Source organism: Stenotrophomonas sp. YJH_SMC_131 (assembly GCF_059367975.1).
In genome coordinates, this window is the sequence record NZ_JCAFRJ010000001.1 from 25,514 (window position 1) to 44,586 (window position 19,073).

The following is a 19,073-nucleotide window of genomic DNA, read 5'->3' on the forward strand; positions in this document are numbered from 1 at the left end:
CCATGTCACTGCAATCGCTGGACATCATCCGCCGCTCGGCCACCACCACGCCCTCGCCGGAAGCGCGGGGCGCGCATACCGGCCAGGTCGCCAAATTGATCGATGTGAGCAAATGCATCGGCTGCAAGGCCTGCCAGGTCGCCTGCATGGAATGGAACGACCTGCGCGACGAGGTCGGCAGCTGCGTTGGCAGCTATGACAACCCGCCCGACCTGAGCGACCAGTCGTGGACGGTGATGAAGTTCCGCGAGTACGAGGACGAGAAGGGCAAGCTGGAGTGGCTGATCCGCAAGGAGGGCTGCATGCACTGCAGCGACCCGGGCTGCCTGAAGGCCTGCCCGTCGCCGGGCGCGATCATCCAGTACGCCAACGGCATCGTCGACTTCCAGGAAGAGAACTGCATCGGCTGCGGCTACTGCGTGACCGGTTGCCCGTTCGACGTGCCGCGCATTTCCAAGAAGGACCACAAGGCCTACAAGTGCACGCTGTGCTCGGACCGGGTGGCGGTGGGCCAGGAACCGGCCTGCGTGAAGACCTGCCCGACCGGGGCGATCACCTTCGGCAGCAAGCAGGCGATGACCGAGCACGCGGCCGGCCGCGTGGAAGACCTGAAATCGCGCGGCTACGGGAACGCCGGCCTGTACGACCCGCAGGGCGTGGGTGGCACCCACGTGATGTACGTGCTGCAGCATGTGGACAAGCCGGAGCTGTACGCCGACCTGCCCAAGGACCCGCGGATCAGCCCGATGGTGGAAGTCTGGAAGGGCGTGGCCAAGCCGCTGGGCGTGCTGGCGATCGCCGCCACCGCCTTCGCCGGCTTCCTGCATTACATCGGCATCGGCCGCAACACGGTCAATGACGAGGAAGAAGAGGAAGCCGAACACGAGGCGAAGAAGATCGAAGAGGAGCAGCGGCCATGAAGTACGCCCCGCACCCGCGGCAGATCATCCGCTACCGCGCGCCGACCCGCATCAACCACTGGATCGTGGCGATCTGCTTCGTGCTGACGGCGCTGTCCGGGCTGGCACTGTTCCATCCCGCGCTGTTTCCGCTGACCCAGCTGTTCGGTGGCGGCCCGTGGACGCGCATCCTGCATCCATTCATCGGGCTGGCCATGGTGGTCGGCTTTGCGTTTCTGGCGTTCCGCATGTGGCGCGACAATCTGCCGACGGCCGACGATCGCGCATGGATGCGCGGCATGCGCGATGTGCTGCGCAACGAGGATGAGAGGCTGCCGCCGGTGGGCCGCTTCAATGCCGGCCAGAAGCTCCTGTTCTGGGCGATCATTGGTTGCCTGTCGGCACTGCTGCTGACCGGCTTCGTGATCTGGCGGCAATACTTCAGCCATCTCTTCCCGATCGGGCTGATCCGCTTCTCGGTGCTGGCCCATGCGTTGTTCGGTTGGGTGCTGGTGTGCGCGATCGTGGTGCACATCTATGCGGCGCTCTGGATCAAGGGCTCGGTGCGGGCGATGACCCAGGGCAAGGTGACCTATGGGTGGGCGTACAAGCACCACCGGCAGTGGTTCCGGGACATCCTGCGCGGACGTCGGGAAGAGGGGTAACGGCAGGGCCTGCGGCCCTGCACCCGATTCAAGCCGAGGCAACGGCAACAGCGGCTATCCGTGGGATTACGGCAACAACCGATGGGGTCAGATCCGTTTTCCTATGGAAAACGGATCTGACCCCGACCATTTCAAATGGCCTACAGTGCGCTGGACGCCAGCGCTGACAACGGCGAGGATGGAGGCTGGTTCTTCTGGCTGGCCCTGCATGGCGCAACGCATCCTTGAACCCGGTGAGATCGAGACGCTCGCCTCGCGCGACGTGCCGCGCATCATCCTGCCTGATACCGGGTCGCTGTTCGCCACACGCGCGGCGCGCCTGCGCAGCCTGGCCGCGCACAGCGCCATCGGCGGTTACCTGCAGCTGCTGGCGGCATTGGCCGATGCACAGCAGGCGCTGCTGGAGGAATTGACACCCCAGCAACGCGAGGCGCTGCAGGACCACGCGGCCGCGCAGCAGTCCAGCGCGGCCGCCAGTGCCGGCATGCCGTTGCGGCCCGCCAACACACTTCATCTGGACGGGCGCTGGCGCGACTGGCTGCGCACGCTGTGCCGGCACTGCGCCGACGAAGCGGGGCTACCGGCGGAAACACGGCAGGAATTGCTGCGCGTCGCCGCCGCCGACGACACCTGGCTGGATGCGCAGGCCCACGCCGTGCTGGAACGCGCTGACGCGCCCCCGGTCGACGCGGTCGCTGCGCTGCTGGTGATGAATGCGTTGCAGGTGTATTGGGCAGTACTGGCGGCCAGCTTCCGCCCCAGCGACCTGAAACCGCTGGCCGATGCGCCAGGGCTGTGCCCGCTGTGCGGCACCCTGCCGGTGACCAGCATGGTGCAGGCCCGCCCGCCCTATGCCTCCTACCGCTACCTGTCGTGCTCGTTGTGCGCCTGCCAGTGGCACTACGTGCGCGTGCAGTGCAGCCAGTGTGGCGCCGCTGGCAAGGACATCGCCTATCGCGCCCTGGCTGATGCCGACGGCGATACCGGCCAGGCGGTGCGCGAGAGCGCGGTACGTGCAGAAACCTGCGACCACTGCCACAGCTACCGCAAGATCCTGTATCTGGAAAAAGATCCGTCGCTGGAACCGGTGGCTGATGACCTTGGCACGCTGGCGCTGGACCTGCTGCTGGGCGAGGAAGGCTATGCACGCGCCAGCCAGAATCCGCTGCTGTGGCAATCCGACGGCGAGTGAGGCGATGACAGCCACGCCCCCCACCCCGGCATCGGCTTCCGCGCTGCCCTCGCTGGACCGGTTGCTGCGCCTGCCTGCCTTGGCAACACTGATCGAGGGCCACGGCCGCAGCCGCATCACCCAGTTGCTGCGCGTACATCTGCAGGCGCTGCGTGAGCGCATCAGTGCCACGCAGCTCTCGGCCGAGCAGTTGCATCAGGCCATTGAAGGCCCGGCACTGGTCGCGGCGCTCGACGCCGCACTCATCGCCGATGCACGGCTGAACCTGCAGCCGATGTTCAACCTGACCGGCACCGTGCTGCATACCAACCTGGGTCGCGCCCTGCTGCCCGAGTCCGCGGTGCAGGCCGTCACCCGCGCGATGACCGCACCGGTTGACCTGGAATTCGACATCACCCGCGGCCGCCGCGGCGACCGCGATGCACGGGTGCAGGCGCTGGTCTGCGAGCTGACCGGTGCCGAAGCCGCCACCGTGGTCAACAACAATGCGGCGGCGGTCCTGCTGCTGCTCAACAGCCTGGCCAACCGCCGCGAGGTGGTGGTGTCGCGCGGCGAACTGGTGGAAATCGGCGGTGCCTTCCGCATTCCCGATGTGATGCGCAGTGCCGGCGCGCGGCTGCTGGAAGTGGGCACCACCAACCGCACCCACCCGGCCGACTTCGCCCATGCCATCGGCGCGCGCACCGCACTGCTGATGGAGGTGCACGCCAGCAACTACGCGATCACCGGCTTCACCGCCAAGGTCGACACCGCGGCGATGGCAGCGATCGCGCACGACCATGGCCTGCCGTTGGTGGTGGACCTGGGCAGCGGCAGCCTGTGCGACCTGGCGGCCTTCGGCCTGCCACACGAGCCGACCGTGCAGGAAACACTGGCGGCCGGTGCCGACCTGGTCTCGTTCAGTGGCGACAAGCTGCTGGGTGGGCCGCAGGCCGGCATCATCGCCGGCCGCGCCGACCTGATCGCGCGGATCAACCGCAACCCGCTCAAGCGTGCGCTGCGCATGGACAAGATGGGCCTGGCCGCGCTGGAGGCGGTACTGGCGCTGTACCGCGAGCCGGAGCTGCTGGCGCAACGGCTGCCGACACTGCGTACGCTCTCGCGCACGCAGCAGGACATGGATGCGCAGGCCCAGCGCCTGCTGCCGCCGCTGCGCTCGGCGCTGCCGACCGGCTACATGCTTGAACAGGCACGGATGCACAGCCAGATCGGCAGTGGTGCGCAGCCACAGGCGCAGCTCGGCAGTGCCGGCCTGCGCATCACCACTGCGCAACGTGGCGGCCTGGACCGCCTGGCCAAGCGCCTGCGCCAGCTGCCGCGACCGGTGCTGGGCCGCATCGGCGAGGACGCATTGTGGCTGGACCTGCGTTGCCTGGAACCGGCCGACGAAGCGGACTTCCTCGCCCAATGGAGCATGCTGCAACCATGATCGTCGGCACCGCCGGGCATATCGACCATGGCAAGACGCGCCTGGTGCGGGCACTGACCGGCATCGAAACCGATCGCCTGCAGGAAGAACGCACGCGCGGCATCTCCATTGAACTGGGCTATGCCTATGTCCCGGTGGAAAACGCGAACGGCACGGGCCCCGCCGCGATGCTGGGTTTCGTCGATGTGCCGGGTCATGAGCGCTTCGTCCACACGATGGTGGCCGGCGCCACCGGTATCGATGTCGCCCTGCTGGTCGTCGCCGCCGACGACGGCGTGATGCCGCAGACCCGCGAGCATCTGGCGATCCTGCAGCTGCTGGGCGTGGATCGCGGCGCGGTGGCGCTGACCAAGATCGACCGCGTGGACGCCGCGCGCATCGCCCGGGTCGAGATCGAGATTGCCGCTTTGCTGGCCGGAACGCCGCTGCAGGGTTCCCCCGTGTTCGCCTGCAACAGCACGTCCCCCGATGACGCAGGCATCAACGCCTTGCGCGCCCACCTGCACGCATGGGCCGCCGGCGATGCCAACGCGCGCCAGGCCGCGCTGCGCAGCGAGCTGTTCCGCATGCCGGTGGACCGCGTGTTCTCGCTGGCCGGCCACGGCACATTGGTGACCGGCGCGGTACATGGCGGCGGCGTCACGGTGGGCGAGCACCTGCAACTGATGCCCGCCGCCACCGATGTGCGCATACGCAGCATCCACGCGCAGAACCAGCCCAGCGATCACGCCATGACCGGACAGCGCTGCGCGTTGAACCTGGCCGCCATCGCCCGCGACGAGATTCATCGTGGCGACTGGATTGCCGACCCGCGCGCGCTGCTGGCCACCACCCGCGTCGATGTGCGCCTGCGCTTGTCCGCACGGGCAGCACCACTGCGCGACTGGGCACCCCTGCACATCCACTGGGGCACGATGCACCGGCAGGCCCATGTGGTGCTGCTGGAGGACCGTGACCAAGGTGATGGGCAGTTGGTGCAGCTGGTGTTCGATGCACCGGTCTGTGCGATGTGTGGTGAACGCTTCATCGCCCGCGATTCCGCCGCGACCCACACGCTGGGCGGTGGCGTCGTGCTCGACCCGGACCCGCCACAGCGGCGCCGGCGCAGCCCGGCACGGCTCGCCTGGCTGGGCGCACTGGAGCAGCTGGCCACAGGTGCGGGAATCGGCCCGCTTTTGCAGCAGGCGCCCTTCGGCATTGCCATGGCCGCGCTGCAACGCTACTGCCGGCGCGCGGCCGACCGGATCGATCTTCCTCCAGACGCACAGCGCATCATCACCCGCGAGGACACGGTGGTCATCCTTGCCTCGCACTGGCAGGTGCTGCACGAGCAGGTGATCACATCGCTGCGTAGCTGGCATGAGCGACGCCCGGACGAACCTGGTGTCGACAGCGGGCGCCTGCAGCGCAGCACCCTGCCCGCGCTTGCGACGGGGCTCTGGAATGCGCTGCTGCAGGACCTGCTGGACGACGGCAGCGTGCAACGCGTGGGCGCCTGGTGGCGCCTGCCCGGCCATGACCATGCGCCACCGGAACGCGAGCGCCTGCTGCTGGAACGCGTGCTGCCGCAACTGCACGCCGGTGGCTTCGATCCGCCGTGGGTGCGTACTCTGGCCGCCGACTTCGGACTGACCGAAGACGATGTCCGCGCCGTCCTGCGCCGCGCCGCCGCACGTGGCGAACTGTTCCAGGTGGTGCCGGACCTGTTCTATGCACCCGCACGCATTGCGGAACTCGCCGCGATCGTCGCGCAGCAGTCACAGGCCAGCGGCGCGGTGGATGCGGCGGCCTTCCGCGATGCCATCGGCCTGGGCCGCAAACGCAGCATCCAGATCTTGGAGTTCTTCAATCGCGTTGGCTACACTCGACGCGTCGGTGACCAGCATCGGCCGCGCGGCGACCTGCAGTGGAACGCAGCCCGCGACTGAGCCCACCGGTACCGCCGTACTTTCGGAAGGCATGCGCATCCGGGCATGCGGCTGGGCTTCAAACCCAGTAGGGGGCGTCGATCGTTCCCTGGTAGGTTCGACTCCTGCTGCCTTCCGCCATTCGTGTTTCCGCAGGAGATGTCGGCATGGCCACGCACGCGCAGTCACCCGCCCCATCCACGGCCGATGCCACGCGACGACTGACCTCTCTCGCGCATGGCGGCGGCTGCGGCTGCAAGATCGCGCCGGGCGTGCTGAGCGAACTGCTGCGCGGCGTTCCAGCACTTCCCGCACCGGCCGAACTGCTGGTTGGCCGCGAGACCAGCGACGACGCCGCGGTGTACCGCCTCGATGACCGGCAGGCAATCGTGGCCACCACCGATTTCTTCATGCCTATTGTCGACGACCCGTTCGACTTCGGCCGCGTTGCCGCCACCAACGCGCTGTCGGACCTGTACGCGATGGGCGCGCGGCCGCTGTTCGCGCTGGCCATCGTCGGCATGCCGATCAACACCCTGCCGCAGGACACCATCCGCGGCATCCTGCAAGGTGGCGAACGCGCCTGCGCCGATGCCGGCATCGTGGTGGCCGGCGGTCACAGCATTGACTCGGTGGAACCGATCTACGGCCTGGCCGCGATCGGCGTGCTCGACCCGCAACGGCTCAAGCGCAATGCCGATGCCCGCGCCGGCGATGTGCTGGTGCTGGGCAAGCCGTTGGGCGTGGGCGTGTACTCGTCGGCGCTGAAGAAAGAAGTGCTGGATGCAGAGGGCTACCGGCAGATGATCGCGTCGACCACCCGCCTGAACAGCGTGGGCGTGCCGCTGGCCGCGCTGGACGGCGTGCACGCGATGACCGACGTCACCGGCTTCGGCCTGCTCGGCCACCTGCTGGAAGTGTGCCGCGCCAGCGGCGTCGCTGCCGAAGTGGACAGTGCACAGGTGCCGCTGCTGCCGCAGGCGCTGGAGCTGCTGCAGCGCGGCTGCGTGACCGGCGCCTCCAACCGCAACTGGGCCTCGTACGGCGCCGAAGTGCGCTTCGCCGAGCGCTTGGCCGGCCACTGGCAGCCACTGCTGACCGATCCGCAGACCAGTGGCGGGCTGTTGGTGTCCTGCGCCCCGGAGGCAGTGAATGCGGTGCTGGCCTGCTTCCACGACGCAGGGTTCGGCCAGGCCGCCGTGGTCGGGCGATTGGGTGAAGGAGCGCCGGGCGTCAGCGTGCGCTGATGCGCTGGAACGACAAGGGCGCCCGAAGGCGCCCCTGCTGTATCGCTGGATGCAACATCATTCGATGTTCTGCACCTGCTCGCGGATCTGGTCGATCAGCACCTTCAGCTCCACCGCAGCATTGGACGTGCGGCTGTCCACCGACTTCGAGCCCAGCGTATTGGCTTCGCGGTTGAACTCCTGCAGCAGGAAGTCCAGGCGGCGGCCGACCGGCTCGCGCTGCTTGAGCACGCGGCGGATCTCGACGATATGGCTGCCGAGCCGGTCCAGCTCTTCATCCACGTCCAGCTTCTGCAGCCACAGGACCAGCTCCTGCTCCGCACGGCCCGGGTCGACCGGGTGCGGCAGGTCAGCCAGACGGGCGGCCAGCTTGGCGCGCTGGCCGTCGCGAATGGCCGGAATCAAGGTGCGCACTTCGGTGGCGATGCGTTCGATGCCGTCCACGCGTTCGCTGATGGCCGCAGCCAGCTTGCCGCCTTCGCGCTCACGCGCTTCGACGAAGCCGTCCAGCACCTGGTCCAGCAGGGCCAGCGCCTCGACCTGCAGGGCGGCGGCATCCGTGGCCTCGCCGCGGGTCACGCCCGGCAGCTGCAGCAGATCGGTGAAGCTGACCTGCAGGTTCGGGAAATCGGAGGTCAGGCGGTGGGCCAGGCGGCCCAGCTGGCCCAGCAGGGCCTCGTCCACCTGCAGGTTGGCAGCCGCCTCCGGCGCGCGCAGGCGCATCACCAGATCCAGCTTGCCGCGGCTCAGGCGCGCGGCGATACGCTCGCGCAGCTGCGGTTCGAGCGCCCGCAGTTCCTCGGGCAGGCGGGTGCCGACCTCCAGGAAGCGGTGGTTGACCGAGCGCAGCTCGCAGCCCAGCGTGCCCCACGGGGTGACCCGCTCGCCGCCGGCATAGGCGGTCATGCTTCGAATCATGGAATGTGTCCGGTGCGTGCAAAGGGGGAATGGTACCCTAGCGCCCTCACCAGAGCCCCCTTGCCCGCCCCGTGAAGGCCGCGGGCGTGGCGGCGTACTCCCTCGCCATTACGGAACCCGCACCATGTCCGATTCCCGCCCCAGCGGCCGCCAGCCCGACCAGCTCCGCCCGGTCGTCATCCAACGCGGCTTCACCCGCCACGCCGAAGGTTCGGTGCTGGTGTGCTTCGGCGAAACCCGCGTGCTGTGCACCGCCAGCGTCGAGAACCGCGTGCCGGGCTTCCTGCGCGGCAAGGGCGAAGGCTGGGTCACCGCCGAGTACGGCATGCTGCCGCGCGCCACCCATACCCGCAGCGACCGCGAAGCGGCCCGTGGCAAGCAGGGCGGTCGCACGCTGGAGATCCAGCGCCTGATCGGCCGCAGCCTGCGTGCCTGCGTGGACCGCAATGCGCTGGGCGAACGCACCATCACCCTCGACTGCGACGTGCTGCAGGCCGACGGTGGCACCCGCACCGCCGCCATCACCGGCGCCTATGTGGCCCTGGTCGATGCGGTGAACGTGCTGATGAAGCGTGGCGACATCAAGCGCAACCCGGTCCTGGGCGCAGTTGCAGCAGTGTCGGTGGGCGTGTACCGCGGCACCCCGGTGCTGGACCTGGACTACGCCGAAGACAGCGACTGCGACACCGACATGAACGTGGTGATGAACGACGGTGGCGGCTTCATCGAGCTGCAGGGCACCGCCGAAGGCCACGCCTTCCGTCGCGATGAACTGGACGCGCTGTTGGGCCTGGCCGAGAAGGGCGTGGCCGAGCTGCTGGCCGCGCAGCAGGCGGCGCTGTCGGCATGAACCGGCGCATCGCCCTGACCACCCTGGTGGTTGCCGACTATGACGAAGCCATTGCCTGGTACACCGGCAAGCTCGGCTTCGCATTGCTCGAAGACATCGACCAGGGGCACAAGCGCTGGGTGGTGGTCGGCCCCACCGACGGCAGCGCCGCCGCCCTGCTGCTGGCCCGTGCCAGCGACGAGGCGCAGCGCAGCCGCATCGGCAACCAGACCGGTGGCCGCGTCGCCTTCTTCCTCAACACCGACGACTTCCACCGCGACCACGCGGCGATGCTGGCCGCCGGCGTCGAGTTCCTGGAATCGCCGCGCGAAGAACCCTATGCAACGGTCGCGGTGTTCCGCGATCTGTATGGCAACACCTGGGACCTGTTGGAGCCCCGTCAATGAAGAAGCTGGTACTGGCCAGCCACAACGCTGGCAAGCTGGTGGAGATGCAGGAGATCCTCGCCGATCTGCCGCTGCAGATCACCTCGGCCGCCGAGCTGGGCCTGGGCGATGTGGAAGAGACCGGCCTGACCTTCGTCGAGAACGCGCTGCTGAAGGCACGCGCCGCCTGCGAAGCGACCGGCCTGCCGGCGCTGGCCGATGATTCCGGCCTGATCGTCGATGCCCTGGGTGGTGCACCGGGCCTGTACAGCGCGCGCTATGCCGGCCACCCGACCAACGCCGCTGCCAACAACGCCAAGCTGCTGGACGCGATGGCCGGTATTCCCGATGGCCAGCGCAGTGCCCGCTTCTATGCGGTGATCGTGCTGCTGCGCCACGCCACCGACCCGCAGCCGCTGATCTGCGAAGGCCGCTGGGAAGGGCAGATCATCCGTGAGCTGCGTGGCACGAATGGTTTCGGCTACAACCCGGTGTTCCTGGACACCACCCACGGCCTGACCGCCGCGGAAATGGAGCCGGCGCTGAAGAACGCCATCAGCCACCGTGCCGTTGCCCTGCAGCAGCTCAAGCAACAGCTGGCGACGCTGTACTGACGCCCGACCTGATCGAACCAGGGAAGCCGGCCAACGGCCGGCACTACCGATGAAGCCCATGCCGCACGCCCACGACCACTGCAACCACCTGCCCGGCGAAGCCTGCTCCGCTGACTACGACAGCGCACCGCGGCTGGTGCCGCCACCGCTGTCGCTGTACGTGCACCTGCCGTGGTGCGTGCGCAAATGCCCGTACTGCGATTTCAATTCGCACCAGGCCAAGGGCGAGTTGCCGTTCGAGGCCTACATCGATGCACTGCTGCGCGACCTGGACCAGGACCTGCCGCTGGTCTGGGGCCGGGTGGTGCACAGCGTGTTCTTCGGCGGCGGTACGCCCAGCCTGTTCCCGCCGGAGGCGATCGACCGCTTCCTGCAGCAGGCCAGCGCGCGCCTGCGCTTTGCCCCCAATGCCGAGATCACCCTGGAAACCAACCCGGGCACCGCCGAGCATGGCCGTTTCGACCGCTACCGCGCGGCCGGCGTGAACCGCCTGAGCTTCGGCATCCAGAGTTTCGACGACGCCATGCTCAAGCGCCTCGGCCGCATCCACGACAGTGGCGAAGCCGAGCGCGCGGTGAAGATGGCGCAGGACGCGGGCTACGACAATTTCAACATCGACCTGATGTATGCGCTGCCGGAACAGACCCTGGCCGGCGCCGAGGCCGACCTGGAGCGTGCGTTCGCACTGCAGCCGGCGCACATCTCGCACTACCAGCTGACCCTGGAACCGAACACGGTGTTCTTCGCGCGGCCGCCGCAGGGCATTCCCGACGAAGACAACGCCTGGGACATGCAGGAACACTGCCAGGCGCTGCTGGCGCAGGCCGGCTTTGGCCAGTACGAGGTCAGCGCCTATGCGCGCCCCGGCCGGCAAAGCGCGCACAACCTGAACTACTGGCGTTTCGGCGATTACCTGGGCATCGGTGCCGGTGCGCACGGCAAGATCAGCTCGGGCGCCGAAGAACACGTGCTGCGCCGCTGGAAGCTGAAGCATCCGCAGGCCTACCTGGACAGCGCGGGCACGCCGGCCTCTTTCGGCGGTGACGATGTGATCGCAGCCGAGCGCCTGCCGTTCGAGTACATGCTCAACCTGCTGCGCCTGCACGAAGGGTTCGGCCTTCGCGATTTCGAGTCGCGCACCGGGCTGCCGCGCGGCGTGCTGGACGCTCCGTTGGCCGAGGCCGTCCAGCGCGGCTGGCTGGAGGTGGCGGAGGGTCATGTGCAGCCGACCGAGCTGGGCCGCCGGTTCACCAACGATGTGGTGAGCCTGTTCCTGGAGGAATAAGCCTTCCGCCATACCGGGTAGTGCCGGCCGCTGGCCGGCACTCTGGTAAAGACAGCGCTGCCGGCCAGCGGCAGGCACTACCGTTCATCCGTCGGCCCTGCCCGATGAACGTGAGACACGTTCAGCCTAAAGTAGCGCCGACTGCGGCCGACACGGTAGATTCACAGGATCGATCCGCGGGAATCCGGGTACCGCTCGCCGATGTCAGCTGTCTTTTCCATCACCTCTGCCGACAAAGCACGCCTGGCCGCCAGCGACCTGCCATCGCGGGTGCGTGAACTGCTGGGTGCGTTGATCGGCCTGTGCCGGCAAACGCTGGCCGCGCCCCTGATCCTGACCGTCGAAGCGCTGGAGCAGACGCTGCTGCACGACGCCGACCGTGCACGCAATCCGATGCAGCAGGCGGACCTGATGGCCCAGCGTGGCCAGCTGCACGCCTTCGCCGGCCATTTCGCCGACCGCATGCTCGATGCCGTGGCCGAAGCGCTGGCGGGCCTGCGCGAGCCGTCCACCGCCGCTGTGGCCCCTGCTTCGCCGCCGCTGCTACCGGGCACGCTCGGCCTGTCGCTGGTCGATGAGCACGAGGTGGATCGCGACCTGCTGCTGACCGAAATGATCCGGCGCGAGACCCTGCGTTCAACCAATACGTTGAACCTGCTGGGACAGCGCCTGGGCGTGCTCGCGGCGGCGCCGGCGTTCGAGGCCGACACCCTGCCACTGGCACCGCAGGCCCTGTGCGCGATGGTGCGCCGGATCGCCGAACAGGACGCCCTTGGCGTGGAGGTGCAGCTTGCGCTGTACCGCAGCTTCGAGCGGCAGGTGCTGGAACGCCTGGGCGATGTGCTGGACCGCGCCAATGCGCTGCTGGCCCAGCATGGCGTGCTGCCGGGCCTGGTCTACACCCCGTACCTGGCACGCTCGTCGAGCACCCGGCGGATCATCACCCAGTCGGTGGGCGGCGGCCGCACGACCCAGCCTGCCAAGCGTTCCGCCGCGCCGTTGACCGGCTGGAACGGCTCCGCTCCGGCCGGTTCCTGGTCGAACCTGGTGCAGGACGCATTCAACGACGCGGGTACGCCGGGCGCAGCCACCGCTGGCGTGACCACGTCCACCGGCAGTGCGCTGCATGAATTGCTGCAGCAGGCCCGCCATGCCACTGCCCCTCCTGCGGACACCGCTGCCGTGCCCAGTGCGGCCGTCGATGCGGTCCTCGCGCGGCTGCAGGCCCAGTCCAGCGCGGCCACCGGCGTCGCCGACCTGCAGGCTGCGGTGGTCGCCCAGCTGCGCAGCGAGCACGGCGCGCAGGCCCAGCTGGGCAGCCACGACCGCGACAACCTCGACCTGCTGCGCCTGCTGATGCAGCAGGTGCAGCAACAGCAGCGCCCCGACCCGGTGCCGGCCGCCCTGCTGGCGCGCCTGCAGGTACCACTGGCGCGTGCGGCGATGGCCGACCCCGGCTTCTTCGTGCGCGATGAACACCCTGCACGCGAACTGCTCAACCAGATTGCCGAAGTCGGCGCCAACTGGCTGGGCGACGATGACGTGGACCCCCAGCTGCTGCAGCGCATGGCGCAGAGCGTGCAGGGTCTGCTCGGCCAGGATGCACGCTCGCCCGAGGCCTTCGCCGCCGCCAACGAAGACGTGCAGCAGCATCAGCGCGCGGCGGCCCATCGCGCCGAACTGGCCGAGCGCCGCCACGTCGAGGCCGCGCGTGGCAAGGAACGGCTGGAACTGGCGCGTCGCCAGGCCAATGCGCAGATCGACCAGTGCTGCGACACACAGGCGCCGCCGCGCTTCGTGCAGACCCTGCTGCGCCAGGCCTGGGCCGATGCACTCACCCTCACCCGCCTGCGCCATGGCGAAGATTCGCCGCAGTGGCAGGAACGCCTGCTACAGACCGAGCGCATCGCCGCGGTGACCGCGCAGGCCGTCGATGCCAACGGTGGCACCGATGCAGTGCTGGCCAACGAGGTGGAATCGGCGCTCGTGCAGGTCGGCTATCACGCCGAGGAAGCCGCCGCCGTTGCGCGCCGCCTGGCCACGCCAGGAGGCGAGGATGAAAGCACCTCGCGCACCGAGCTCAGTGCGCGCCTGAAGGCACGTGCACGACTGGGCGAACATGCTGCCAGCGGCAGCGCCGACGCCCCGCGCACGCCGCGCAGCAGCGCCGAAGAGGCGGCCTACCAGCAGCTCGTGACCCTGCCCTTTGGCAGCTGGTTCGACATCGACAACGGTGACGGCACCCTGCGCCGCCAGCGCCTGTCCTGGTACAGCCTGCTGACCGGCCACGCCCTGTTCGTCAATCCGCGCGGGCAGAAGATCGCCGATACCGACCTTGATACGCTGGCCCGGCAGCTCAGCGCCGGACGTGCGCAGCTGGTCACCGAAGACAAGGGGCGGCTGGTCGATCGCGCATGGCAGGCCAGCCTCGGTGCGCTGCGTGCGCTGGCCGGCGGCCGTTACAAGGAGGCGTCCGTTTGAACGTGCAACCGCCGCAGGACACCCGCCGCGCGCCGCGTCGCCAGGTCTCGGACCTGGTACCGGTCACCGACCAGATGCGCGAATGCGTGGTGGGCCGGCTCGGCAATGTCTCCGAGACTGGCATGTTGATGCTGGCCAGCACCCCGCTGCGCGAGGACGCGCTGTACCAGTTCCGCTTCCCGTTGCCGATCAGTGACGGCCGCCACGAGGCCATTGACGTGGGCGTGCACCTGCTGTGGAGCGAGCCGGCGCATGTGCCCGGCCAGAGCTGGACCGGTTTCCGCTTCCTCACCCTGTCACGCGAACATCGGCAGCTGCTGCGCCAGTGGATAGGCGAAGACAGCGACGAGGCACCGGTTTCGACGGCCTGAGTGCCGGTTCCAGCACAGCGGTTTTTCCCGGTATGCGGCAGAATCTAGGGCCGTTTTCCGTGTCGAGCCACCGCAATGATCCAGCAAGACCCCGGCGCCCTGTACCCCGACCACCTGGCCGTGCTGTGCCGACGTGCCGAACAGGCGTTGGCCCGCGGCGGCTTCGACCATCTGGTCGTGCCCAGCGGCACCCTGCACTACCAGGTGTTCGACGATCGCGACTACCCGTACGCGGTCAATCCGCAGTTCAAGGCCTGGCTGCCGCTGACCCGGGTGCCCAACAGCTGGATCGTGTTCACCCCGGGCAAGCGCCCGGCGGTGATCTTCCACCAGCCCTTCGATTACTGGCACGTGGTACCGGACGCACCGAGTGGCTGGTGGGTGGAGCACTTCGACATCCACATCATCCGCAAGCCCGAAGAGGCGCTGGCCCTGCTGCCGGCCGACCCGTCGCGCTGCGCGATCCTCGGCGAGCCGCAGAGCGCGCTGGGCAGGTACGTGCCGAACAACCCGGCACCGGTGGTGAACTACCTGGAATGGCACCGCGGCAGCAAGACGCCGTATGAGATCGCGCTGATGCGCCAGGCGCAGGTGCTGGGCGTGCGCGGCCACCGCGCCGCCGAAGCCGCGTTCCGCAACGGCGCCGACGAATTCAGCATCCACATGGCGTACTGCCAGGCAGTGGGCCAGGATGCCAACGAGCTGCCCTACGGCAACATCGTGGCGCTCAATGAACATGCCGCCGTGCTGCATTACACCGAGCTGGGCCGCAAGGCGCCGCAGCCGCTGCGCAGCTTCCTGATCGATGCAGGCGCCAGCGCGCACGGCTACGCCAGCGACATCACCCGTACCTACGCCGCGCAGGGCCACGACGAATTCGCTGCGATGATTGCTGCCGTCGACGCCGCCCAGCAGCAGATGTGCGCAGCGGTGCGCCCGGGCTTCGACTACAGGCAGCTGCACGTGGACGCACATCTTTCGCTGATGGGCGTGCTGAAGGACTTCGGCGTGATCAAGGTCTCGCCGCAGACCGCGCTGGAGACCGGCGTCAGCGCCGCGTTCTTCCCGCACGGCATCGGCCACCTGATCGGCCTGCAGGTGCACGACGTGGCCGGTTTCGCGGCCAGCGACGAGGGCGGCCGCATCGAGCGCCCGGCGGGCCACCCGTACCTGCGCCTGACCCGCGTACTGGAACCGGGCATGGTGGTGACCATTGAACCGGGCCTGTACTTCATCGACATGCTGTTGAACGAAGTGAAGGACGCCGGCCATGGTGATGCGATCAACTGGGACCGCGTGGATTTCTTCCGTCCGTATGGTGGCATCCGCATTGAAGACGAAGTGCTGTGCACCGAGGGCGAGGCGGACAACCTGACGCGGCCGGCGTTTGCGGCGGCGAACGGCTGAGCCCCTCGTGGTTGGGCGCTGATATCAAAGGCCGCGCTTGGCCGGGCGGGGTGGGTTTGCAGGACACGCCGTAAACCCATCCATGGGGGCTCGATGGCGCCATCCATGGCGCCAACGGTCCTGCAAACCCACCCCGCCCGTCCTTTGACAGTTTCCTGCTGCGTCCAACCACGGAAAAAGAAGAAAGAAAAGCAGAAGCGGGTCGCTCGCTGCGCTCGCTCCGTGTCGACCAAGGTCGACACCTACCAACAGCCGCGCGTGCCAATAACCGCGGTTGCCAACAGCCGCGTGAACCTGTCGAAGGCGGGGTACTGTGGGTTTGCGGGGTGTGAGCGGCATGGATGCCGCGACCAAGCCCCCATGGATGGGTTCACGGCGTCCCCGCACACCCACAGTGCCCCGCCATCCCACGGAATGCGCGCTGTTGCTGTTGCTCTTGCTGTTGCCTCTGCGGGTGCAGGGCTGCAAGCCCTGCAGAACACCCCTTACCCCGCCATCACCGCTTCGATCTCGTCGGCGCTGCGCGCCAGACCTTCGGTCAGCACGCGATGACCGTCGTCGGTGATCAGCACATCATCCTCGGTACGGATGCCGATGCCGCGCCAGCGCGGTTCCACCGTCGTATCGTCCACGCCGATGTACAGCCCCGGCTCGATGGTGAATGCCATGCCCGGCTCCAGCAGCCGCGAATCGCCCGCCAGGCGGTAATCGCCCACATCGTGCACGTCCAGCCCGATCCAGTGCCCGGTCTTGTGCCGGTAGAAACGCTGGTACAGGCCTTCGGACAGGTTCTTTTCCAGCGTCCCCTTCAGCAGGCCCAGCCGCAGCAGGCCCTCGGTCAGGGTCTGCACCGCGGCCAGGTGACCGGCCTCGTACGGCACGCCCGGCCTGGCCTGGGCCAGCGCGGCGGCCTGCGCATCGCCGACCAGGTCGTGCAGTGCACGCTGCTCGGCGCTGAAGCGGCCATTCACCGGAAACGTGCGGGTGATGTCGCTGGCGTAGCCACGGTACTCGGCACCGGCGTCGATCAGCACCAGCTCGCCGTCGCGCGAACGCGCGTTGTTGTCCCGGTAATGCAGGATGCAACCGTTGCGGCCCGCACCGACGATGCTGCAATACGCCGGCACTGCATCGCTGGCGCGGAACACGCGTTCCAGCTCGGCCTGCAGCTCGTATTCGTGGATGCCGGCCCTGGCAGCCTTCATCGCCGCCAGATGCGCACGCACGCTGATCTGCGCGGCGTGGTGCATCAATGCAACTTCCGCACCGGACTTGAACAGGCGCTGCTCGTGCAGCAGATGGCCCAGTTCAAGGAATTCATGCGGCGGCTGCGCGCCGTGGCGCACCTGCGAACGCACGCGGTTGACCCAGCCGATCAGCTTCAGGTCGAAATCGGCGTCGCGACCGAAGTGGTAGTAGACGCGCGAACGGCCTTCCAACAGGCCCGGCAGGATGTCGTCCAGATCATCGATCGGGTACGCATCGTCCATGCCGTACTGCGCCACCGCGCCTTCCTGGCCGGCACGGCTGCCGTCCCAGGCTTCGCGCTCGGCATCACGTTCGCGGCAGAACAGGATGGCCTCGCCGTGGCGCCGGCCCGGGATCAGCACCAATACCGCCTCCGGCTCCGGGAAACCGCTCAGGTACTGGAAGTCCGAGTCCTGGCGGAACGGGTAATGGGTATCGAGGCTGCGCACCTTCTCGGCCGCGGCCGGCAGCACCAGGATCGCGTCCTCGCCGGCCATGTCCATCAGCTGGCGGCGCCGACGCTTGTATTCGCCGGCCGCGATGCCGGTGCGCTGCTTGATGTCCATCAGTTCAGGCGCTGCCGATGGCGCGAGGCCAGCACCACGTCACCGTGCAGCAGCAGTACCGCCACGCGGATGAACTCCTCGATCTCCGACAGGGCTTCGTCGTCATCATCGCCACCCGCTTCGAAATCCTCGCTGGAGGCGCGTGCCAGGCTGGCCATGTCGGTCAGCGCTTCTTCACCCTCTTCGGACAAGGTCGGGCGGCGGCCGCCGCTGCCCAGGCCGAAACCACCCAGGAACGAGCGGGTCCAGCTGAACATGGCATCGGCCTGCGCGGACACGTCGTCGCCGTCTGTCAGCAGCAGTTCGAAGGCGAAGTCGCGGTCTTCCAGCTGCTTGATGGTCGCCTGCAGCAGCTGCCCCAGCACGCTGTCGGCGGCCACCGGCGGCAGGTTGTCGTCGGCCAGCACCCGTGCCGGCCAGTCGTTGCCGGGGGCGCCACCGGCGGCCAGCCAGCCACACAGCGCACCGTGCAGCTCGGCAGCGGTAGCGCCCAGGCCCAGTTCCTGGCTGGCGCGGGTAACGTCGTCGACGGAGGGAAGTTCGGTCATCGTGCGGCTCGTTCGGAGAAGGAAACCCGGGGCGCGCACGCGCGCGCCCGTGAGACCCCGTAGTGTAGCAACCCGGCGGCGTCCTCTCTGCGACCGCCAGGCCTTGCTGCGACAACGCTTGACCGCCCTTGCCCGGCTTGCCTATCGTGCCCGCATGGAACCCGCCGATCCCCTTGCCCAGCTGCAGGACTTCGCCGCCCGCGTGGAAGCGTTGCTCGAACGCAACCAGCGCCTGGCCGAGGAGAACCGCAGCCTGCGCCACCAGCAGGAACAGCTGGTGGCCGAGCGTTCCACGCTGCTGGCCAAGAACGAGCAGGCACGCTCGCGGGTGGAAGCAATGATCAGCCGGCTCAAATCCCTGGAGCAGCACACATGAGCGCCGAACCGGTCAGTGTCCGCATCCTCGATCGTGAATACACGGTGGGTGTCGGCGGCGATGAACGCGACAGCCTGATGGCCGCCGCGCGCCTGCTCGATGCGCGCATGCGCGAAATCCGCGGCAGCAACCGCATGGCCGCCGTCGACCGCGTCGCCGTGCTGGCCGCACTGAACCTGGCCCACGAACTGCAGCTGCTGCGCGACGAGAACGCCCGCCAGGCCGTGGCCCTGCAGCAGACGCTGGCCGACCTGAACAGGCGCCTCGACCGCGCGATCGACGGCACCCCCTAGAAAAAGGGGACGGAGGGGATTAAGGCGCATTCGCCCCATCCGTGCCGGAAACGTCTTAATCCCCTCCGTCCCCTTTTCGCATATCTGAATTGGCACGGACTGTTGCCGACGAACGGCCTATCCAGATCCTGCACGCTGGCTATAATGGCCACGCGTTCTCTGCGGTACTCGACGGCATGTGCAAACATTCGCCTTGTCCCTTAAGAACGACACCGGGAGCGCGACAGCGCCGGGAGTGCAGGTCCGCCTTGTAGCGGGAAGCCCGATGGTTCTCCAGCGTTCCCACTTGAGCCCCCGGGTTCAAGGTCGTTTCGCATGCATCGACATTGCGGAGAATGCAATATTCCAGCAAGGGCGGCGTCTTCGGGCGTCGCCCTTGTTCTTTCCGGCACAATGGCGGCTGATCCTTGCC

General features: G+C 68.2%; 18 protein-coding genes, 1 tRNA gene and 1 other RNA gene. 17 read left to right on the forward strand and 3 right to left on the reverse strand.

What is annotated here, in order from left to right:
• Window positions 1-2: 2 nt before the first annotated feature.
• From fdxH to selD, 7 genes are all read left to right on the forward strand, one after another.
• Window positions 3-920 carry a formate dehydrogenase subunit beta gene (gene fdxH / locus AC5P56_RS00085; protein WP_014648273.1) on the forward strand — a complete coding sequence of 306 codons (918 nt, stop codon included), beginning with the start codon at window positions 3-5 and terminating at the stop codon, window positions 918-920.
• Window positions 917-1,564 carry a formate dehydrogenase subunit gamma gene (locus AC5P56_RS00090; protein ID WP_014648274.1) on the forward strand — a complete coding sequence of 216 codons (648 nt, stop codon included), beginning with the start codon at window positions 917-919 and terminating at the stop codon, window positions 1,562-1,564. The genes fdxH and AC5P56_RS00090 overlap by 4 nt, the downstream gene beginning before the upstream one ends.
• Before the next feature lie 208 nt (window positions 1,565-1,772).
• Complete coding sequence (gene fdhE, locus AC5P56_RS00095; protein WP_049440477.1) at window positions 1,773-2,756, forward strand: formate dehydrogenase accessory protein FdhE; 984 nt, start codon at window positions 1,773-1,775, stop codon at window positions 2,754-2,756.
• Between the two features lie 4 nt (window positions 2,757-2,760).
• Entirely contained in the window at window positions 2,761-4,185 is a 1,425-nt protein-coding gene (gene selA, locus AC5P56_RS00100; RefSeq protein ID WP_495231376.1) for an L-seryl-tRNA(Sec) selenium transferase, read from the forward strand.
• Window positions 4,182-6,113: a selenocysteine-specific translation elongation factor gene (gene selB, locus AC5P56_RS00105; RefSeq protein WP_495231377.1), complete on the forward strand. Its 1,932-nt coding sequence runs from the start codon at window positions 4,182-4,184 to the stop codon at window positions 6,111-6,113. Before selA ends, selB begins: the two co-directional genes overlap by 4 nt.
• Window positions 6,114-6,137: 24 nt before the next feature.
• A tRNA-Sec gene (locus AC5P56_RS00110) sits at window positions 6,138-6,233 on the forward strand.
• Window positions 6,234-6,259: 26 nt separating this feature from the next.
• The gene (selD, locus tag AC5P56_RS00115) at window positions 6,260-7,339 is read left to right on the forward strand and encodes a selenide, water dikinase SelD (protein ID WP_126411320.1); all 1,080 of its coding nucleotides are present in this window, start codon (window positions 6,260-6,262) and stop codon (window positions 7,337-7,339) included.
• A 57-nt stretch (window positions 7,340-7,396) separates the two neighbouring features.
• On the opposite strand, the gene AC5P56_RS00120 is transcribed toward selD, so the two are convergent.
• Window positions 7,397-8,257: a YicC/YloC family endoribonuclease gene (locus AC5P56_RS00120; RefSeq protein WP_005410888.1), complete on the reverse strand. Its 861-nt coding sequence runs from the start codon at window positions 8,255-8,257 to the stop codon at window positions 7,397-7,399.
• Window positions 8,258-8,381: 124 nt separating this feature from the next.
• On the opposite strand from AC5P56_RS00120, the gene rph reads away from it, so the two are divergent.
• The 7 genes from rph to pepQ all read left to right on the forward strand — a co-directional run bounded on the left by rph (window position 8,382) and on the right by pepQ (window position 15,630).
• On the forward strand, window positions 8,382-9,107 hold the full coding sequence (rph, locus tag AC5P56_RS00125; RefSeq protein WP_014648280.1) for a ribonuclease PH: 726 nt from the start codon (window positions 8,382-8,384) through the stop codon (window positions 9,105-9,107).
• Window positions 9,104-9,493, forward strand: a complete 390-nt coding sequence (locus AC5P56_RS00130; protein ID WP_288496531.1) for a VOC family protein — start codon at window positions 9,104-9,106, stop codon at window positions 9,491-9,493. The genes rph and AC5P56_RS00130 overlap by 4 nt, the downstream gene beginning before the upstream one ends.
• A complete protein-coding gene (gene rdgB, locus AC5P56_RS00135) occupies window positions 9,490-10,086 on the forward strand; it encodes an RdgB/HAM1 family non-canonical purine NTP pyrophosphatase (RefSeq protein WP_134809243.1) in 597 nt (198 codons plus the stop codon). Before AC5P56_RS00130 ends, rdgB begins: the two co-directional genes overlap by 4 nt.
• A gap of 58 nt (window positions 10,087-10,144) precedes the next feature.
• Entirely contained in the window at window positions 10,145-11,371 is a 1,227-nt protein-coding gene (gene hemW, locus AC5P56_RS00140; protein ID WP_288496532.1) for a radical SAM family heme chaperone HemW, read from the forward strand.
• A gap of 201 nt (window positions 11,372-11,572) precedes the next feature.
• Window positions 11,573-13,852: a DUF1631 family protein gene (locus tag AC5P56_RS00145; RefSeq protein WP_227864383.1), complete on the forward strand. Its 2,280-nt coding sequence runs from the start codon at window positions 11,573-11,575 to the stop codon at window positions 13,850-13,852.
• A complete protein-coding gene (locus AC5P56_RS00150) occupies window positions 13,849-14,223 on the forward strand; it encodes a PilZ domain-containing protein (protein ID WP_049440486.1) in 375 nt (124 codons plus the stop codon). The genes AC5P56_RS00145 and AC5P56_RS00150 overlap by 4 nt, the downstream gene beginning before the upstream one ends.
• Before the next feature lie 75 nt (window positions 14,224-14,298).
• Window positions 14,299-15,630: a Xaa-Pro dipeptidase gene (gene pepQ / locus AC5P56_RS00155; RefSeq protein WP_046432334.1), complete on the forward strand. Its 1,332-nt coding sequence runs from the start codon at window positions 14,299-14,301 to the stop codon at window positions 15,628-15,630.
• Window positions 15,631-16,115: 485 nt separating this feature from the next.
• On the opposite strand, the gene AC5P56_RS00160 is transcribed toward pepQ, so the two are convergent.
• A complete protein-coding gene (locus AC5P56_RS00160; protein WP_087786593.1) occupies window positions 16,116-17,438 on the reverse strand; it encodes an aminopeptidase P N-terminal domain-containing protein in 1,323 nt (440 codons plus the stop codon).
• Between the two features lie 5 nt (window positions 17,439-17,443).
• Window positions 17,444-17,992 (reverse strand): YecA/YgfB family protein, encoded by a 549-nt coding sequence (locus AC5P56_RS00165; RefSeq protein WP_014648288.1) that lies wholly within the window; start codon window positions 17,990-17,992, stop codon window positions 17,444-17,446.
• Window positions 17,993-18,146: 154 nt separating this feature from the next.
• On the opposite strand from AC5P56_RS00165, the gene AC5P56_RS00170 reads away from it, so the two are divergent.
• The 3 genes from AC5P56_RS00170 to ssrS all read left to right on the forward strand — a co-directional run bounded on the left by AC5P56_RS00170 (window position 18,147) and on the right by ssrS (window position 19,000).
• Window positions 18,147-18,368: a TIGR02449 family protein gene (locus tag AC5P56_RS00170; RefSeq protein WP_005410898.1), complete on the forward strand. Its 222-nt coding sequence runs from the start codon at window positions 18,147-18,149 to the stop codon at window positions 18,366-18,368.
• Window positions 18,365-18,661 (forward strand): cell division protein ZapA, encoded by a 297-nt coding sequence (locus AC5P56_RS00175; protein ID WP_005410899.1) that lies wholly within the window; start codon window positions 18,365-18,367, stop codon window positions 18,659-18,661. The genes AC5P56_RS00170 and AC5P56_RS00175 overlap by 4 nt, the downstream gene beginning before the upstream one ends.
• 153 nt (window positions 18,662-18,814) lie before the next feature.
• Window positions 18,815-19,000: non-coding RNA, 6S RNA (ssrS, locus tag AC5P56_RS00180), on the forward strand.
• Window positions 19,001-19,073: the final 73 nt, after the last annotated feature.

Excerpts from the sequence above, each read along its gene's own strand:
- AC5P56_RS00165 (WP_014648288.1), bottom strand. The coding sequence starts at position 17,992 with ATGACCGAACTTCCCTCCGTCGACGACGTTACCCGCGCCAGCCAGGAA.
- hemW (WP_288496532.1), top strand. The coding sequence starts at position 10,145 with ATGCCGCACGCCCACGACCACTGCAACCACCTGCCCGGCGAAGCCTGC.
- selB (WP_495231377.1), top strand. The coding sequence starts at position 4,182 with ATGATCGTCGGCACCGCCGGGCATATCGACCATGGCAAGACGCGCCTG.
- pepQ (WP_046432334.1), top strand. The coding sequence starts at position 14,299 with ATGATCCAGCAAGACCCCGGCGCCCTGTACCCCGACCACCTGGCCGTG.
- fdxH (WP_014648273.1), top strand. The coding sequence starts at position 3 with ATGTCACTGCAATCGCTGGACATCATCCGCCGCTCGGCCACCACCACG.
- AC5P56_RS00175 (WP_005410899.1), top strand. The coding sequence starts at position 18,365 with ATGAGCGCCGAACCGGTCAGTGTCCGCATCCTCGATCGTGAATACACG.
- rdgB (WP_134809243.1), top strand. The coding sequence starts at position 9,490 with ATGAAGAAGCTGGTACTGGCCAGCCACAACGCTGGCAAGCTGGTGGAG.
- fdhE (WP_049440477.1), top strand. The coding sequence starts at position 1,773 with ATGGCGCAACGCATCCTTGAACCCGGTGAGATCGAGACGCTCGCCTCG.
- selA (WP_495231376.1), top strand. The coding sequence starts at position 2,761 with ATGACAGCCACGCCCCCCACCCCGGCATCGGCTTCCGCGCTGCCCTCG.
- selD (WP_126411320.1), top strand. The coding sequence starts at position 6,260 with ATGGCCACGCACGCGCAGTCACCCGCCCCATCCACGGCCGATGCCACG.
- rph (WP_014648280.1), top strand. The coding sequence starts at position 8,382 with ATGTCCGATTCCCGCCCCAGCGGCCGCCAGCCCGACCAGCTCCGCCCG.
- AC5P56_RS00145 (WP_227864383.1), top strand. The coding sequence starts at position 11,573 with ATGTCAGCTGTCTTTTCCATCACCTCTGCCGACAAAGCACGCCTGGCC.
- AC5P56_RS00120 (WP_005410888.1), bottom strand. The coding sequence starts at position 8,257 with ATGATTCGAAGCATGACCGCCTATGCCGGCGGCGAGCGGGTCACCCCG.
- AC5P56_RS00090 (WP_014648274.1), top strand. The coding sequence starts at position 917 with ATGAAGTACGCCCCGCACCCGCGGCAGATCATCCGCTACCGCGCGCCG.
- AC5P56_RS00130 (WP_288496531.1), top strand. The coding sequence starts at position 9,104 with ATGAACCGGCGCATCGCCCTGACCACCCTGGTGGTTGCCGACTATGAC.
- AC5P56_RS00170 (WP_005410898.1), top strand. The coding sequence starts at position 18,147 with ATGGAACCCGCCGATCCCCTTGCCCAGCTGCAGGACTTCGCCGCCCGC.